The organism is Hyphomonas oceanitis, from assembly GCF_036964545.1.
Lineage (GTDB): Bacteria > Pseudomonadota > Alphaproteobacteria > Caulobacterales > Hyphomonadaceae > Hyphomonas > Hyphomonas oceanitis.
The window spans coordinates 713,768-730,731 of the sequence record NZ_JBALTL010000001.1; the positions used below are offsets into that span (position 1 = coordinate 713,768).

The following is a 16,964-nucleotide window of genomic DNA, read 5'->3' on the forward strand; positions in this document are numbered from 1 at the left end:
AAGCCTAGTTTTTCAGGAAGCCGCCGAGGCGCTTGTTGATGATCTCTTCGGCCTCGGCCATGATCCGGTCGATCAGTTCCTTACAGGTCGGGATATCGTGGATGAGGCCGGCGACCATACCGCAGCTCCAGGCGCCGGCATCCATTTCGCCATCCATCATGATGCGCGGATAGACGCCTGCCACTTCTTCGGCAATGTCCTTGAACTCCAGCTTCGAGCCGAGTTCCTTTTCCTTCTTCAGAAGCCGTTCGACAGCCACATTGGTCAGCACGCGTTCGGTGTTGCGCAGCGGGCGCATGACAAGGCGCGTGTCGAGCTCGCTGGCGGCGACGATCGCGTCCTTCACGTTCTGGTGCACGGGGGCTTCTTTCGTGGCGATGAAGCGCGTGCCCATGTTCATGCCTTCTGCGCCCATGGCGAGCGAGGCCACGAGGCTGCGCCCGTCGGCCTGACCGCCAGAGGCGACGAACGGGATATCCAGCTCGTCAGCCGCGCGTGGCAGAAGGATCATGTTAGGGATGTCGTCTTCACCCGGGTGGCCACCGCACTCAAATCCGTCGACGCTGACCGCGTCACAGCCAATCGACTGGGCCTTCAGCGCGTGGCGCACGGCGGTACATTTGTGAATGACCTTGATGCCGTGTTCCTTGAGGATCGGCAGGACCTGAACGGGGTTGTTGCCGGCCGTCTCGACGGCCTTCACGCCGCCATCAATGATGGCTTTGACATAGCCTGGATAGTCCGGTGCGTTGACGACCGGCAGGAAGGTAAGGTTCACGCCGATTGGCTTGTCCGTCATGTCGCGGCAGCGGGCGATCTCGTTGGCGAGATCTGCCGGCGTGCGTTGCGTAAGCGCCGTGATGATCCCGAGACCGCCAGCGTTTGATACAGCGGCAGCCATCTCAGCAAATCCGACAAAGTGCATGCCGCCCTGGATGATCGGGTGCTCGATGCCGAACATTTCGGTGATACGGGTTTTCATGGGTCGCCTCCAAATACGATTTTGCGCCATCCTTGAACAAGGACGGCGCAAGTCGCAAGGCTTACGATGGGTAAAGGGCTAGCAGCCCTGTACCCTTCCCTAGCTGGACGCGGGCGACCAGGAACCACGGCTGCGGGCCGCTGCAGGTGTTGCGCCGCCGCCATTGCCGGAACGCTGGCCACCGGGCTTGCCGCCCTGTTTGCGGCCACCATTGGCGCCGCCGCCGGATTTCGGCTTACCGCCTTGTCCGTGCGCACGTGGCTTGCCGCCACCACCCCCACCGCTGCGGGCATGGCCACGACCGCCTGGACGGCTGCGACCGCCATTGCGTTGCTGCTTGTGCGGGCCCTCTTCTTCCGGCTGCGACAGGTCAAGCGCCGTGCCAGCTGGCGGGTCAAGACGCGGGATGGACTTGCCAGTGAGCTTTTCAATATCGCGCAGGTAGGCGCGCTCATCATTGCCGACGAGCGAGATGGCGATACCGGTCTTGCCGGCGCGCGCCGTACGGCCGATGCGGTGGACATAGGATTCCGAGATGTTCGGCATGTCGAAGTTGATGACATGGCTGACACCGTCAACATCAATGCCGCGTGCGGCGATATCGGTTGCAACCAGGATCGGCGCCTTGCCGCTTTTGAAAGCGTCGAGCGCGCGGATGCGCTGGTTCTGGCTCTTGTTGCCATGGATGGCTTCGGCATAGAGGCCGTCATTGGCGAGGTTTTTCACGACCTTGTCGGCGCCATGCTTTGTGCGCGTGAAGACGATGGCGCGGTCCATGTCGTCAGCCGAGAGCAGCTCCGACAGGAAGGCGGGCTTCGCCTGGCCCTTGATCATGTAGACGGCCTGTTCGATGCGCTCGACCGGCTTGGATTCCGGCGTCACGGCGATTTCGACCGGGTCGCGAAGGAAATCGTCAGCAAGGGCGCGGATCGGCTTTGGCATCGTCGCCGAGAAGAGCAGCGTCTGGCGCTTCATTGGCACGGCAGCCATAACCTTGCGGATGGCTGGCATGAAGCCGAGGTCCATCATCTGGTCGGCTTCGTCGAGAACGACAGCCGTTGTGTCAGCGAGGCTGATGGCTTTCGTGTCCATATGGTCTAGCAGGCGGCCGGGCGTGGCGATCAGGAAATCGACACCGCGCGACATGGCCTTGATCTGTGCGCCAGGCTTCACGCCGCCGACAACGACAGCAACGCTCGGGCGCATGTGGCTGCCATAGGCGCGCACGCTGTCCGCAATCTGGGCAGCCAGTTCGCGGGTGGGCGCGAGGATGAGGACGCGGGCCGTGCGAGGCGCAGGGCGCGATGGCTTGGTGGCGAGCAGGCTCAGCAGCGGCAGCACGAAAGCCGCAGTCTTGCCGGTGCCCGTCTGGGCAATGCCGACAACGTCCTGGCCCTTGAGCAAAACGGGAATGGCTTGCGCCTGAATTGGGGTCGGCGTGGTGTAGCCCTCAGCTGTAATGGCTTTGAGGACGGGCTCGGCCAGGCCGAGTTCGGTAAATTGGGTCAAAATGACTCTTTCATGTTCGTGCGCACAAAACAGGGCACAATGCCCCGGCGCGCGGATGGCTCTAATTGTAAAGGAAGCCTTTGGTGATCGGCATCCCGGTTCGTTTGCGCACTCGACGCGAAACCGGATAGGCTTACGATCAATGCGAGAGCAGCGGCACGCCTTTAAGGGGCGCTGTCCCTGCTGAGGCAGCCTATTGCACGCTTTGCTGCGCCGCACAAACGAATTTGTGAGTGAAAGGGTTAACGCGGAATGAGATATGAATGGATACGACGCTCCGCGTTGGCGCTGGCCTTGCTGGGTGGTGCCTGCAATGTGACACCGCAAAAGGCGGCCGAGACAGCCTCCGACACTGCGCCGCCCTCTGTAATGTTCGGCGATCTCTATGTTGATGCGGCCAAGGCCCGTATTCATCCGGACACGAAGACACTGGCCGATGCCGTGCCACTACGCGCGCCAGCCGAGATCGTGGCGGACTATGACAGGCAGAAGCCCATGTCAGAGATAGGGCTGCGCAATTTCTTCGATGCCAATTTCCGCGTGGACCCACCCTTAGAGACCGTTGCTCCTCCTGAAGGCATGTCCCTGCGTGATCACATCGCCGCGCTGTGGCCGCTGCTGACGCGCACGACGACCGAGGCCGCGCCCGGAAGCTCCCGCCTGCCCCTACCGGAGCCTTATGTCGTCCCCGGTGGGCGGTTCACCGAGATTTATTACTGGGATTCCTATTTCACCATGCTGGGTCTCGGCCCTGATCAGGCAAGCCTGCGCCGCAGCATGGTCGATGATTTCGCCTATATGATCCGCACTTATGGCCATGTGCCGAATGGCAGCCGGACCTATTATCTCAGCCGCTCACAACCGCCGTTCTTTTATCTCATGGTCTCGCTGCTCTCCCCCGGCGACCCGGCAAAGGCCTGGGCCGAGTACTTGCCCGAACTGAAAGCCGAGCATGATTTCTGGATGGCGGGCGAGATGGATGCAGAACCGGGTTTGCCATCGCTGCGCGTGGTGAAGCTGGCCGATGGCAGTGTGCTGAACCGCTATTATGACGGACGCGATGTGCCGCGCGATGAATCCTATGGCGAGGATCTTGCCGTTGCGGTGGGGACCGACCGCCCTGCCCCTGAAGTCTACCGCGACATCAGAGCGGCTGCCGAGAGCGGTTGGGATTTCTCCTCACGATGGTTCGTGGACGGTAAATCCCTTGCAACAATCCATACGACGGATGTGGTGCCACCGGACCTGAACAGTCTGCTTTATGGCCTTGAAAAGGCCATCGCTGCTGGCTGTGTGGCGGCGAATGATCCGGCCTGCGCCATTGCCTATGCAGCCAGGGCCGACAAGCGCCGCGCCGCGATCAATGCCCTGCTCTGGAATACGGACACCGGCCTCTATGACGATCTCGACTGGGAGACAGGCAAGCTGCTGGGCCATGTCACGGCCGCCGGGCTCTACCCGCTTTTCACGGGCGCAGCAGACGAAGCCAAGGCGTCAGAGGTCGCAAGGGCTACCCGTGCACAGCTCCTGCAACAGGGCGGTATCGTCACCTCCATGATCGACACGGGCCAGCAATGGGATGCGCCGAATGGCTGGGCGCCGTTGCAATGGGTGTCGGTCACGGGGCTCTGCCGTTATGGCGACAGTGCGCTTGCGGGCGACATTGCCACGCGCTGGGTGGCAACCGTCTCGCGCGTGTATGATGATACAGGGCGGCTGCTGGAAAAATACAATGTCATGGACGCGGTGCCGGGCGGCGGCGGCGAATATGCTTTGCAGGACGGGTTCGGCTGGACCAATGGCGTCACAATCGCCCTGATGGATGCGATAGCGGAGCCAGCCGATGCGAGCGTCGCCTTCACCTGCTCTACCGTCACAGCCCCCTGACGCAGCGGCATTGCGGCGTCTTCGCCCTTAAGGGATTTTCCGGAGTGTACAGGCCCGCTCGTTTGCGCTTCCATGCGCGGAAGATGGCGGGCCTCATGCAAGGCACCGCACCAGAGGGACGGAAACGAAGACAATGGCAGACACACAGACACTCGAAAACCGCTCAAGCAGCACAGACACCGAGCATTTCGATGTCCTGATCGCGGGCGCCGGCATTTCCGGGATCGGCGCGGCCTATCACCTGAAGACACAGACGCCGGGCAAGAGCTTCGTCATCCTCGAAGCGCAGGAAAGCTTTGGCGGCACATGGCTGACGCACAAATATCCGGGCATCCGTTCCGACAGCGACCTTTATACGTTCGGCTATCGCTTCAAGCCCTGGACCGGCCAACCCATCGCGGCGGCTGACAAGATCCTGACCTATATGCGTGAGGTCATCGACGAGAACGATATCACGCCGCACATCCGCTACAGTCACAAAATCCTGTCGGCGAGCTGGTCGTCGCAGGACAAGCAATGGACCGTCGAGGCCAGGCGATCCGACACAGGCGAGATCGTGCGCGTCACAGCGAACTTCCTCTGGATGTGCCAAGGCTATTACGACCATTCCAAGGGCTTCACGCCGGAATGGGAGGGCATGGACGATTTCAAAGGCCAGATCGTGCACCCGCAGACCTGGCCGGAAGACCTCGACTATAAAGGCAAGCGCGTCATCGTCATCGGGTCCGGCGCAACGGCCGCGACCGTCGTTCCCGCCATCGCTGGCGACTGCAAACACGTCACCCTGCTACAACGCTCGCCCACCTATTTCATTCCGGGGCGTAACGAGAATGAGCTGGCCGACGAGTTGCGCAAGCTGCAGATCGACGAAACATGGATCCACGAGATCGTGCGCCGCAAAGTGCTGTTCGATCAGAACGAGTTCACCCGGCGCGCGACCGAAGAATCCGATGTGGTGAAGGAAGAACTGCTTGCGGGCGTGCGCGAATTCCTTGGGCCGGACTTTGACGTGGAGAAGCACTTCACGCCCGCTTACCGGCCTTGGCAGCAGCGCATTGCCTTCGTACCGGATGGGGACCTCTTCCAGGGCATCGCCAGCGGCAAGGCCAGTGTCGTGACAGACCATATCGAGCGCTTCACGGAAAAAGGCATATTGCTGAAATCCGGCGAGGAGCTGGAAACCGACATCATCGTAACCGCAACCGGATTTAATCTGTCCGTGCTTGGCGGCATTCCGTTCACGGTCGACAACAAGCCAGTCGATTTTGCTGAAACCGTCACCTATCGCGGCATGATGTTCACGGGTGTGCCGAACATGGCATGGGTGTTCGGCTATTTCCGCGCCAGCTGGACCTTGCGCGTGGACCTGATGGGCGACTTCATTGCACGGCTACTGAACCATATGGACGAAAAACATGTCCGCCAGGTCGAGGTGGCGCTGCCGCCCGAAGACGAGGACATGGAACGCCAGCCCTGGATTGATGCCAGCAATTTCAATCCGAACTACCTGATGCGGTCGATGCACCTGATGCCGAAACGCGGCACGAAGCCCCAGTGGCAACACAATCAGGACTATTGGTCGGAGAAGGACGACTTCCCGCAGATCGACCTAGAAGCCCCGGAATTCATCTATTCCTGAGGAAGGCGCGCCGCCGGCCTAAAGGTCGTGCGGCGCCTGGATGCTCTCGATATAGGTCAGCAGCGAGTCGATATGTTCCGGCTCGAACTCGAAGATCGGCATGTCCGGATGGCCAACCATGATGCCTTCGGCCAGCGGCTCGGCAAGGTCCTCGATCGGATAATGCTTTGACAGGTCGCGGAACGGGATGGCGTCGGCGTGCGGGCTGTCGCCTTCGGTGCCCACGGCATGGCAGGTCGCGCAGATGGTCTCGGCAATCTCTCGGCCCTGCCCCAGTTTCTCCTCCGGCGTATTGGCAAACGACGCATCGGGGCGCTCGACTGGTTCGGGAACGGGAAGGGATGGCTCAATCGGTTGGGCGGCCTCGCGTTCAGGTGCGGGGGCCGGTTCAGGCGATGGGGCCTTGTTGCAGGCAGCAAGCAGGCAGGCCGCGGCCAATGCCAGCGCGAGGAAAGTATGTCTACGAATCATCATGGAGTCTCCTGCAGTCTCAGCAGACCCTAGCCCGACCATCCCGCAAGGGACAGGGCGTCAGGCCGCCACAGCGCCTTTGGACTCATCGTGCTTCACAGCACGGCGCAGCACATCGAGATAGCCATGCGAGATACAGTCATGGTCGCGGTAATAGCCGCGTGACGAGAGCAGCTTGTGCAGGCGTGGCAGATTGTAGCCCGGCACGGCGGCGAAGTGGTGATGCTCGAGATGGTAGTTCACCTGGTTCGGCGCGATCAGCAGCCGCTCCCACCAGGAGGCGAGCGTCGTGCTTGTATTGTCGCGCGGGTCGAGGCTGTCACGGTTGAGCGCTACGCCATGCTCGCCGATCTGGCGCACGCGCGTCAGCACGGGATAAACGAAAATTTCGGCCGCCCACCACATCAGATAGGCCCATGGCGCACCCACAGCCGTCAGCACGGCCAGCAGGCCGATATGGAAGGCGAGCCAGGGATAGTGCTTCTTCAGCTTGAAGCCTTTGAGCTTCATCATCGTGTCGCGAAAGCCCGTGCGGCCCGTCACATCGCGGATCAGCTTGCGCTTCAGGCTGTCTTTAGACACCGGGTAATTCTTCACGAAAATCTTGTCCGGGTCCTGGTCGGTGCCGGCATATTTGTGATGCTTAAGATGATAGGTCCGATAGGCATAGACCGAGATGTTCATCGGCGCGCCACACAGCCAGTGGCCAATAAAGTCATTGCCTTTCTTGCTGCTCACGAAGGCATGGTGGGCACAATCATGGTTAAGAATGCCGAGGCCCAACTGGCGTCCGCCAAGGAAGAGGATCGCCGCAAGTATTGTCAGCGGATTGGTCCAGATTATCGGAACGGCAAAGGCCGCCACGATCAGCGCCCAGTTGAACACCAGCGAAGCGATGGCCTTAACGTCCGAAGGCGTTGACAGGTCGCGCAATTCTTCCTTCGTCAGGGCCTCTGACAGGCGTACAGCTTCGGTCATGCTTGGGTCTCTTCCCTTCGACTTCTTTATCTTTTTGTCTTTGTAACATAAATATGCACAATACGTCAAATGCCGTTACGTTTTAAACCTACGAAAGCTGAAGACGTCTCCGCACGTACGCTTGTCCTGTCGCTAATGAGCGTGCCGGGGCGGCGTCCGCAGACGCTGGCCTATCTCTCCCGCGCGGGCGTCCTTTTCGGCATGGAACCGACGGCGATCCGCATGGCAGTGACGCGCCTGGTAAAGGAGGGACTGCTCGAAAGCGTCGACCGGGGCGTCTATGCGACAGGCCCGAAAGCGGCCGCCTTCACCGCCGAGATCAGCGACTGGCGAAATGCCCCCGCCCGCACCCGCGCGTGGACTGGCGGCTGGACTGGCGTGCTGACCAACCATCTTGGCCGCACGGACCGCAAGGACCTCCGCGCCCGCATGCGCGCCCTCCGCCTTTATGGCTTTGCACAGGCCGAGGCGGGCCTCTGGGTGCGGCCAGATAATCTGCGCCTGTCACTCGACAAGTTGCGCGCAGCGCTGACCAATATCGGCCTGCAGGAAGATGCGCTCCTGCTCACGATCAGCGCCACGGCCCTGCCCGATGGCACGGACTGGCAGGGCCTCTGGTCCACAGACGACCTCAAGGCGACCTATGAAGGGGCCATCTGCGCCATGCAGGCGAGCCGCCAGGCCGCCGCTAAACTGCCCGCCGACGACGCCGCCCGCGAGACACTGCTGATTGGCCAATCGGTCATCCGCACCATCAACCTTGACCCGCTCCTGCCGGAAGATATTGGCGACGCCGCCCTCTTTCGCGAGATGGTATCGGAAATGGATGCCTACGATGCCTTCGGCCGCACCTTTTGGGACCAGCTTGCCTAGTTTTACGGGGCAGTGCTTCCCGGAACGACATCCGGCGCATGCATACGCCACCAGAGCGCGAAATCCTTGCGCCCGGCTGCGGGTTGTGGCTCACTCTTGAGAGGAACAGATAACCGGGCTCGGGGGAGCAAGACACATGATCCTGTTCGTGCATGGCGTGCCAGACACACCCTTTCTCTGGCAGCCCTTGATCAAGGCGCTCGCCCTCAAACCCGACCAGTGGCTTGCGCCAGCCCTTCCGGGCTTTGGCTGCCCCGTGCCGGATGGCTTCAAGTGCACAAAGGATGCCTATGCTGACTGGCTGATCGGTCAGATGGAAGCCGTGGGCGAACCGGTGAACATAGTCGGCCATGACTGGGGCGCGCTTCTCACTTTGCGGGCCTGCTCGCTGCGGCCGGACCTGGTCGAGAGCTGGTGCGTCACCAATGCCGTGATCGACAGCCATTATTCCGGGCATCGCATGGCCCGCATGTGGGCAACGCCCCTGCTCGGTGAACTGGTCATGATGGGCATGCGCGACACGGAAAAGCTTGAAGCTGCGCTGGTCGAAGGCGGCCTGCCAGCGCACATCGCTGCCCATGAAGCACCACTGGTCGACAAGACCATGCGCCAATCGATTTTAAAGCTCTATCGCTCAGCCCGTGGCTTGCGCTTTTCCGGACAGTGGGAGGAGGATCTCGCCAACCTGCCCTCAAAGGGCCAGCTTTACTGGGGCGAGAACGATCCGTTCGTGAACCTTTCCGTCGCCCAGCGGTTTGCGCAGAACTGGAGCGTGCCGCTGCATGTTGAGCCCGATGCCGGCCATTGGGCCTGCGCCGAACATCCCGGCAGCTTCGCCCTCGTCCTCAAGGAATTCTGGGCGACAAAACGCATGATGTGAGCGCGCCAAGCGCGCTCAGGATCAGGCCGCTTCGGCTTTCGGATTGCCCAATTCCATCTTCACGCGCTCGGCCAGCTGGCGGGACGTGAAGGGCTTGGCCAGGAACGAGACCGCACGGTCATCGTCCAGCTGCTTGGCAAGGTCGCGCTCGGCATAGCCGGAGATGAAAATCACGCGGGCATGGCCCAGCAATTCCTTCGCTTCACGGATCAGCGTCGGGCCGTCCATGCCTGGCATGACAACGTCGGAGATAACGAGATCAAACGCGCCCGGATTGTCTTCGAGCACTTCCATCGCCTCTTCGCCATCGCAGGCCTCCGACACTTCATAGCCGCGCTTGCGCAACTGTGTCGCCGTGATGGCGCGCACGCCGTCTTCGTCCTCGATCAACAGGATGCGGCCGCGACCGGAAATGTCGACTGGACGGTGGGCCTGCTTCTCGGCCTGGGTCATCTCGACCGGGGCCGGAATGTCTTCGGCCTTGAGCGCGGGCAGGTAGATCTGGAATGTAGTGCCCTTGCCGACGGTGGACAGCGGGCAGATATAGCCGCCCGACTGTTTGATAATGCCGTAAACCGTGGCGAGGCCAAGGCCCGTGCCGACGCCGGCCTCCTTCGTCGTGAAGAAGGGCTGGAAAATCTTGTCCATCACTTCGCGCGGCATGCCGTGGCCCGTGTCTTCCATTTCGATCAGCATGTAATCGCCATCTTCGACATAGCCAAAGCCCTTGGCCTGCGCATCCTTGCCTGTGGCGCGGGCGGTACGGATCGTCAGCTTGCCGCCATTATTATGGCTGATCATGGCGTCGCGCGCATTCGTGGCGAGGTTGATGATCGCGGTTTCGAGCTGGTTCTTGTCGGCCTTGATGTGCGGCACATCACGGCCGTGCTTCACGTCGATCTCGACGCGCTCGTCGAGGATCTGGCGCAACAGGATGGAGAATTCCGACAGGAAATCCGTGACGTTGAATATCTCGCGCTTGAAGGTCTGCTGGCGCGCATAGGCGAGCAGCATGCGGACAAGGTCTTTCGCACGGATCGAGAATTCGTGGATGGATTTCAGGTTATTGTAGGACGGATCCCCCACCGGGTGGGTCGTCATCAGATCCTCATTGTTGAGGATGATGCCCTGCAGCACATTGTTGAAATCATGCGCCACGCCGCCAGCGAGCTGGCCGATAGCCTGCATCTTCTCGCCATGCGCGAGGCGCAGTTCCAGCTCGCGCTGTTCGGTAATGTCGATGACATAGGCAACCGACGGACGGCCATTATTGTCGAGCGTGACGAAGACGTTGACATGACGCGGCTCACGGCCAGCAAGCTTCAGGCCGACCGGCTTGTCGATGGCATCAATCAGCAGGCCATTGAGCGATTCCTGGCCGTCTTCCGCGACGAAGAGGTTCGAGAAGCGGCCACCGGGTGTTGCTTCACCGCCGGTCATTTCCATCAGCGCGCGGTTGGCATCGAGGATGATGGCCCCGTCCACACCGTCGCCCTGAAGGCGGACGGCACCAAAGGGTGCATCGTCAAACATCGGGTCGCCATCCAGGCGCGGCGGGCGCGAGGAGGAGGCAAAGTTCAGGCGTTCTTCCTGGCCGTTCAGCACCTGCTGGTTGGCAAGGATGATCGTGCGACCAGCGGCTTCAGAGCCACGGCCTGCCCAGGTCGTGATCGCCTGCACCGGCACTTCAACGCCGTCACGGGCGCGCAGCTGAATATCGGCCCGACCCGGCGCACCGGACTTGCGGTCACGCGCCAGCATTTTCACGAATTCGGGACGCATGATGTCGTCAATACGGATGTTCTTGGCCGATTCCGGCAGGCCCAGCATTTCGCGCAGCCAGCTGTTGGCATAGGTGATCGTGCCGTCCGGACGGGCAGCGAAGAAGCCCATGGGCGCATCTTCGACGTAGAGGGATTTCAGGTCCGAAGCGCCAGTCGCTTCCTGCTGTCCGGCGATGCGGCGGATGCGCCAGAGCACGCGCTGGCGCGGCAGTGGCGAGACACCGATCTCAAACTGGGCGGGCACCTGCTCTGCGCCAATCGTGATAGGCGGCAGGACTTCGCGGCGGGCCTGACCGGCCTTCGCGGCCTTGGAGAGGCGGTAGACCGGAGCCGCAAGGCCCGGATTGGCGCCGAACAGGCGATCAACCGTCACGGCCCCGCCATCGGGCTGGCCGACCATCAGTGCAAGCTGGCTAAGCTCGGTATAGGATTCATTGGCTGCTACAGGCGCGCCGCCCTGATCGGTGATCAGCACGGATTCGTCGAGCGCCTCGATCCAGCCGAAACGGGGAATGTTGGTCTGGACGGCGCGTGCCGCAGATCCGCGCTCCGGGAAGAGACCTAGGAAGCGCCCTGCCCCGCGCACGCTCCACAGCAGGAAAACCAGACCGCCGGACGCCATGGAAATCAACAGGATTGGGCCGGGCGCGCCCGACGCCTTCGGCCATGCCAGCGCAACACTGGCCGCCGCGATCGAAATCAGCAGGCAGCCCCAGAACAGGAGCTGCATGATGTCGAACCGTCCACCCATTGCGGCGAAACCTTCGCCGCCGATGGTTTCGCCATCATCGCCAGAATTGGTCGCCTGCGTCAGTTCCAGGGAATCCATCGTGTTACGTCTCCTGCACCGACAGCATAAAATCACATGCCGGATCACTCTACACTGATTCCACGGCGAGGGGCCGACTCAGCCGAAGCGGAATCCTAGTCCACATACTTTGACACTGCAAAGGTTAACGAAAGCGAAAAAAGCGTTAAGAGTCACAGTGGAAATTGCATAAACCTCATCAGATTCCGGAGTTTCACATGATGCGTACTGCCACTGCCATCGCAGCTGTTTTGCTGCTCGCCGCGTGCACCAGCCCGACCCAATCGGGAGTGCCCGAAACCGAAGCGCTGACCGTAACCGACCTCAGCGTGGACGAGAGCGCCCGGCTAAATGATTGGTTTGAAGTCAAATTTCAGGAAATGGTCGCGCGCAGCCCGATGCAGCAGACCTATCTCGGCATCAAGGACGACTATGGCCAGTGGGACGACGTCACAGAGGCCCACGCACTCGGTGACCTTGAACTGCAGCGCGCCACCGTTGCGGAAATGAAGGAGTCCTTTGAGTACGAAAAGCTCGACCCGCAGGCGAAACTCTCGTGGCGGCTGGCGGAATATGAATTGGCCGATGCCGAGGCCCAGTTCCCCTTCCGCGACCACGAATACCTCTTCAACCAGATGCACGGGGTGCAATCGGGCATTCCGGCCTTTCTGGTAAACCAGCATAAGGTGAGCAGCCTGTCGGATGCCGAGGCCTATGTCTCGCGCCTGAACGGCATTCCGGAATATCTGGGCCAGAACGTCGCCAATTCACGTGAGGCCGCCGCCAAAGGCATCATGCCGCCGCGATTCGTCTACGACTATGTCATTTCGGACTCCCGGAGCATCATTACGGGCTATCCCTTCACATCGGATGTCGCTGACGGCACAGCCGACAGCCCGCTGATGAAGGATTTCCGTGGCAAGGTCAGCGCGCTGGTTGCGGACAGCACGATCGCGCAGGCCGAAGCCGATACGCTTCTTGCGGATGCCGCGACCGCTCTGGTCGAGAAAGTGGGCCCGGCCTACGAGGCAGCAATTGTCGAAATGCAGGCACAAGCTGAAGTGGCCACGACAGATGATGGTGTCTGGAAGCTGCCTGACGCGGATGCCTATTATGCCATGCGCCTGAAGCACATCACGACGACCGACATGAGCGCCGACGAGATCCACAATCTCGGCCTCGCGGAAGTTGCCCGCATTCAGGAGGAGATGCGTAGCATCATGGCCAAGGTCGGCTTCGAAGGCACGCTGAAGGAATTCTTCGAATTCATGCGGACCGATCCGCAATTCTTCAAACCCAATACGGCGGAAGGCAAAGCCGAATACCTGGCCGAAGCTACCGCAGCGATTGACCAGATGCGCGACGACCTGCCCAAAGTGTTCAAGACATTCCCGAAGGCAGAGCTGATCGTGAAGGCCGTCGAACCGTTCCGCGAAAAGTCCGCCGGCAAGGCGTTCTATTCCCGCCCTGCTCCGGATGGCAGCCGTCCCGGCACCTATTACGCCAATCTCTATCGCATGCAGGACATGCCGACCTACCAGATGCAGGCGCTGGCCTTCCATGAGGGCATTCCGGGTCACCATATGCAGATCGCGCTGGCACAGGAACTCGAAGGCATCCCGAGCTTCCGCAAGTATGGCGGCTACACGGCCTATACCGAAGGCTGGGGGCTATATTCAGAGCTGCTGCCAAAGGAAATGGGCTATTACTCTGATCCGTATGATGATTTTGGCCGTCTCGCGATGGAAATCTGGCGTGCTGCCCGGCTCGTGGTCGATACCGGCATCCATGACAAGCACTGGACCCGCGAACAGGCCATCCAGTATCTGCTCGACAATACGCCAAACCCTGAGGGCGACTGCAAGAAGGCCATCGAGCGCTATATCGTGATGCCGGGACAGGCCACGGCTTACAAGATCGGGATGCTGAAAATCGTCGAACTGCGGGAGAAGGCCAAGACCGCCTTGGGCGACCAGTTTGACATTCGCGACTTCCATGACGTGGTGTTGCGGGACGGCGCCGTGCCGCTGGCCGTGCTCGAACAGAATGTCGACGCATGGGTCGCGGAAACCAAACAGGCTGAATAACGACGTGGCGGCCCTGGCAGCGTGTTTCCTTACTGGAGGGAACCCTGCTGGGGCCGATGCGCTGTCTAACCTGATGCGATCAGGAGTCAGCAACAGGGGGGCGCAGACATGCTCGGCGACATCATCAATGAAGTATTCTCGACATCTGGGTTGTTTACGCTCCTGATGCTTCTGCTGCTGCAGGCCGTGCTTGGCTTCGACAACCTGCTTTACATCTCCATCGAGTCCAAGCGTGTCGGCGAGGAGAAAGCCCCGATGGTGCGGCGCTGGGGCATCGGCCTCGCTGTGATCTTCCGCGTGGTCCTTCTGTTCATCATTGTCGGCCTGTTCGATGCCATCGCCGAGCCATTGTTCGGCGTGCATCTCTCCAAATTCATCAGCGGCGAATTCACCTTTCAGGCCCTTGTGACGATGGCAGGCGGCGCCTTCATCATCTACACGGCCATAAAGGAAATCTCGCACCTCCTTACCGTTGAATTCATTGAACATACTGACGGAGCACAGCCTAAATCGGTTACGCAGGCCATCGTCAAGATTGTGGCGATGAACCTTGTTTTCTCCTTCGACTCGATCCTTTCGGCCATGGCGATTGCCAATATCAAGACGCTGGATGCCGCCGGCCACCCTGTCATTCATTATCAGGTCTGGCTGATGACGATCGCGATCGTCGTGTCGGGTATCGCAATGGCGTTGATGGCCGATCCGGTCGCGAATTTCCTCAAGAAAAACAGGATGTATGAAGTCCTGGGCTTGTTCATTCTCTTCCTGGTCGGCGTGCTGCTGGTCACCGAGGGCGCGCACCTCGGGCACCTCACCCTCTTCACCTACGCTATCGAGGCGATGAGCAAGTCCAGCTTCTATCTTGTCATCTTCGTGCTGGTGGTGACCGACATCATCTCGACCAATTACCAGAAACGGCTCTGGGCCCAGAAGGAGGCCGAACTGTTTGGTGATGGTTCGGAACAGGCCTCACGCGATGGCGCGGATGCACACATCAATCGCAAACAGCTGAAAACCTAACGCAAGGCTGGGCCGCGCTTGGTGATACGCAGGGCCATGTGAGCGCCCTTGCGACCGATCTGGGCTTCAGCGGCGACAGGGCCATTGCGGCCGCCTGAGAGAAGCTCAACAGGCTGGTCAGCCGGCAGGCCCAGAAGCAGCGTGGATCCGGCTTTCAGGTCTGTCAGGCGTGACAGGGGCACGGAGAGGCTGGCAATGCGCGCGGTCAGCACGGCGGTCACAGGGGTCGCAGACGGGGTATTTACGGGTGCAGCTGTGACCATTCCCTGCCCCTTCCCGGGCACTGCTCGGGTATCGAACAGGTCGTCACTCGCCAGTATCAGGCGCGCCGGCATCCGCGACTGTTCGAAACGCACATCCAGATCAATGACATCAACCGCGCCGGGCCGCGCGAGGGCGGCGGCGAACTCGGCATCGGTTTCGATGCGCGCGAAGCTGAGCGAAGAGGATATGCCGGCGCCGAGGGGACGCACGAGGCCTTCCAGCAAGGCAGCGTCGACGGGCGTCAGCTCGCGCGGCGTATAGGCGCCGGGCTTGCCGCCACAGGCGCTTTCGATGAGGGCATTGGCGAGTTCCGCGCTGAGGCTGAGCATGGCGACGATCTCGCCATTGGGCACTGCGAAACAGGCAATCGCCTGCCCCGTTTCCATGGTCGACGTGCTCAGTGCAGACGCAAACGTGCCATCGGAGACGGCTTTGACGGTCGCGGCCGCGCGCAGGCCGCAGCCCTGGCGCAGGGCCAGCGAGAGGCGCGCAGCAACGCGCAGGGCATCTTCCGGCACATCCGTGCGCGGGGTGAGCACTGCGGGCGTATCGAGATCCGGGATCGCGCGCTCAACAACCGTGGTGGGAGGCGCGGGAGCAGGCTCAGGCGCCATGTCCGACAGGTCCGGCCGGAGCAGGGCCTCGATCTCGGCGGAGGTGAGCTTTTCGCGCAGGATAGGTTTCTCCTTCACCGCATCGAATGTTTCGAAACTGGTCGGCATTTCGAGCACGACGGCGCTTTCACGCCTTGGAGACATGTCCCATCCGTCATCGGCGGTGGATGGCAATGGCCTGCTCATGGGGGCGATCAGTTTTCCCGTCCGTTAAACGTCCACTGTGCCTCAAATAGAGTTAACGGGTGGTTAGGACTTTCGCCACTTGCCACCCGTTCGCCACAACGAACACAGTCGAATCACCTCTGACATTAACCGAATCGGAAGTCACGTTAAGCAAGCAGACCTTGCCTTAAGCCCATGGTTACATTCAAGTAACCCTGTGTTTGGACCTTGATGCGATCATACCTTCAACGCACGAGGCAAACACAGATTCGCCATGGCGTTGGGTTGATGGACTAAAAAAGGCGGCGGCACTTCCGAAAACCGGGAGGCCGCCGTTCTTGTTTCCGGACGTGATCTGAAGCGCCTGGCGATCAGTCGTCGCGCAGCGTGCGTTCCTTGCGCTCGTGACGCTCCTGCGCCTCAAGGCTCAGCGTTGCTGTTGGACGGGCTTCAAGACGACGAAGGCCAATCGGCTCACCCGTCGCTTCGCAAAACCCGTAGGTGCCATCATTGATGCGGCGAATGGCGCTGTCGATTTTCGAGATCAGCTTGCGCTGACGGTCGCGTGTGCGCAGCTCGAGCGCCTTGTCGCTTTCCGCAGAGGCCCGATCGACAATGTCAGGGAGCGAACCAGATTCATCCTGCAGATTGTGAATGGTCTGTTTTGCGCCGTCGAGAATGTCCGCCTTCCAGTTCTCGAGCAACCGGCGGAAGAAAGCCAGCTGACGCTCGTTCATGAACTCCTCGTCATCGGAGGGGCGGTAATCGTCTGATAGTTCAATACTCATAGCAGACACCTTCATTAAGGTTTGGCCCGATATAGAGCGGCTAGCGATTCACCGCAATCGGGAAAGCTGAGTTAATTTTCCCAATCTTTTCATGTAATTGCGCCAATTTCGCGTATATTTCATGTTATTGTGAACATCGAAACCCCCTCTCGGGGCACCAAACCCGGTGCAATTTGCAGGCCAAGGCTTGATCTTTAGGCCAACGCCGCGCTCTA

Annotated in this window: 13 protein-coding genes; 6 read left to right on the plus strand and 7 right to left on the minus strand. The window is 60.7% G+C overall.

The annotated features are described in order from the left end of the window. Positions 1-4: 4 nt before the first annotated feature. Together V7651_RS03560 and V7651_RS03565 are read right to left on the minus strand one after the other, a co-directional pair. Positions 5-982: an NAD(P)H-dependent flavin oxidoreductase gene (locus V7651_RS03560; RefSeq protein ID WP_035535407.1), complete on the minus strand. Its 978-nt coding sequence runs from the start codon at positions 980-982 to the stop codon at positions 5-7. Positions 983-1,081: 99 nt separating this feature from the next. Further along, positions 1,082-2,491 (minus strand): DEAD/DEAH box helicase, encoded by a 1,410-nt coding sequence (locus tag V7651_RS03565; RefSeq protein WP_335612195.1) that lies wholly within the window; start codon positions 2,489-2,491, stop codon positions 1,082-1,084. A gap of 252 nt (positions 2,492-2,743) precedes the next feature. On the opposite strand from V7651_RS03565, the gene treA reads away from it, so the two are divergent. After that, the gene (gene treA / locus V7651_RS03570; protein ID WP_335612196.1) at positions 2,744-4,378 is read left to right on the plus strand and encodes an alpha,alpha-trehalase TreA; all 1,635 of its coding nucleotides are present in this window, start codon (positions 2,744-2,746) and stop codon (positions 4,376-4,378) included. A 133-nt stretch (positions 4,379-4,511) separates the two neighbouring features. Continuing rightward, complete coding sequence (locus tag V7651_RS03575) at positions 4,512-6,017, plus strand: flavin-containing monooxygenase (protein WP_335612197.1); 1,506 nt, start codon at positions 4,512-4,514, stop codon at positions 6,015-6,017. 18 nt (positions 6,018-6,035) lie between these two features. Here V7651_RS03575 and V7651_RS03580 read toward each other — a convergent pair whose 3' ends face one another. Both V7651_RS03580 and V7651_RS03585 read right to left on the minus strand, forming a co-directional pair. Next, the gene (locus tag V7651_RS03580) at positions 6,036-6,491 is read right to left on the minus strand and encodes a c-type cytochrome (protein WP_335612198.1); all 456 of its coding nucleotides are present in this window, start codon (positions 6,489-6,491) and stop codon (positions 6,036-6,038) included. A gap of 57 nt (positions 6,492-6,548) precedes the next feature. Continuing rightward, positions 6,549-7,466, minus strand: a complete 918-nt coding sequence (locus tag V7651_RS03585) for a fatty acid desaturase family protein (protein WP_335612199.1) — start codon at positions 7,464-7,466, stop codon at positions 6,549-6,551. Positions 7,467-7,535: 69 nt separating this feature from the next. Here V7651_RS03585 and V7651_RS03590 point away from each other — a divergent pair, with 69 nt between their 5' ends. Next, entirely contained in the window at positions 7,536-8,339 is an 804-nt protein-coding gene (locus V7651_RS03590; RefSeq protein WP_335612200.1) for a hypothetical protein, read from the plus strand. A gap of 136 nt (positions 8,340-8,475) precedes the next feature. Continuing rightward, positions 8,476-9,219, plus strand: a complete 744-nt coding sequence (locus V7651_RS03595; protein ID WP_335612201.1) for an alpha/beta fold hydrolase — start codon at positions 8,476-8,478, stop codon at positions 9,217-9,219. A gap of 21 nt (positions 9,220-9,240) precedes the next feature. Here the strand turns inward: V7651_RS03595 and V7651_RS03600 are convergent, their stop codons facing one another. After that, on the minus strand, positions 9,241-11,832 hold the full coding sequence (locus V7651_RS03600; RefSeq protein WP_335612202.1) for a response regulator: 2,592 nt from the start codon (positions 11,830-11,832) through the stop codon (positions 9,241-9,243). Between the two features lie 197 nt (positions 11,833-12,029). On the opposite strand from V7651_RS03600, the gene V7651_RS03605 reads away from it, so the two are divergent. Further along, complete coding sequence (locus V7651_RS03605) at positions 12,030-13,898, plus strand: DUF885 domain-containing protein (RefSeq protein WP_335612203.1); 1,869 nt, start codon at positions 12,030-12,032, stop codon at positions 13,896-13,898. A gap of 108 nt (positions 13,899-14,006) precedes the next feature. Continuing rightward, positions 14,007-14,918 (plus strand): TerC family protein, encoded by a 912-nt coding sequence (locus tag V7651_RS03610; protein WP_335612204.1) that lies wholly within the window; start codon positions 14,007-14,009, stop codon positions 14,916-14,918. Here V7651_RS03610 and V7651_RS03615 read toward each other — a convergent pair. Then, positions 14,915-15,982 (minus strand): FliM/FliN family flagellar motor switch protein, encoded by a 1,068-nt coding sequence (locus V7651_RS03615; RefSeq protein WP_335612205.1) that lies wholly within the window; start codon positions 15,980-15,982, stop codon positions 14,915-14,917. The two genes, V7651_RS03610 and V7651_RS03615, sit on opposite strands and share 4 nt — an antisense overlap. Before the next feature lie 350 nt (positions 15,983-16,332). Next, positions 16,333-16,749 (minus strand): RNA polymerase-binding protein DksA, encoded by a 417-nt coding sequence (gene dksA, locus V7651_RS03620; RefSeq protein WP_034735873.1) that lies wholly within the window; start codon positions 16,747-16,749, stop codon positions 16,333-16,335. Positions 16,750-16,964: the final 215 nt, after the last annotated feature.

Bases quoted from the DNA above. Each gene is read 5' to 3' on its own strand.
- dksA (WP_034735873.1), bottom strand. From the start codon at position 16,749: ATGAGTATTGAACTATCAGACGATTACCGCCCCTCCGATGACGAGGAG.
- V7651_RS03595 (WP_335612201.1), top strand. From the start codon at position 8,476: ATGATCCTGTTCGTGCATGGCGTGCCAGACACACCCTTTCTCTGGCAG.
- V7651_RS03575 (WP_335612197.1), top strand. From the start codon at position 4,512: ATGGCAGACACACAGACACTCGAAAACCGCTCAAGCAGCACAGACACC.
- treA (WP_335612196.1), top strand. From the start codon at position 2,744: ATGAGATATGAATGGATACGACGCTCCGCGTTGGCGCTGGCCTTGCTG.
- V7651_RS03560 (WP_035535407.1), bottom strand. From the start codon at position 982: ATGAAAACCCGTATCACCGAAATGTTCGGCATCGAGCACCCGATCATC.
- V7651_RS03615 (WP_335612205.1), bottom strand. From the start codon at position 15,982: ATGAGCAGGCCATTGCCATCCACCGCCGATGACGGATGGGACATGTCT.
- V7651_RS03605 (WP_335612203.1), top strand. From the start codon at position 12,030: ATGATGCGTACTGCCACTGCCATCGCAGCTGTTTTGCTGCTCGCCGCG.
- V7651_RS03610 (WP_335612204.1), top strand. From the start codon at position 14,007: ATGCTCGGCGACATCATCAATGAAGTATTCTCGACATCTGGGTTGTTT.
- V7651_RS03580 (WP_335612198.1), bottom strand. From the start codon at position 6,491: ATGATGATTCGTAGACATACTTTCCTCGCGCTGGCATTGGCCGCGGCC.
- V7651_RS03585 (WP_335612199.1), bottom strand. From the start codon at position 7,466: ATGACCGAAGCTGTACGCCTGTCAGAGGCCCTGACGAAGGAAGAATTG.
- V7651_RS03590 (WP_335612200.1), top strand. From the start codon at position 7,536: ATGCCGTTACGTTTTAAACCTACGAAAGCTGAAGACGTCTCCGCACGT.
- V7651_RS03600 (WP_335612202.1), bottom strand. From the start codon at position 11,832: ATGGATTCCCTGGAACTGACGCAGGCGACCAATTCTGGCGATGATGGC.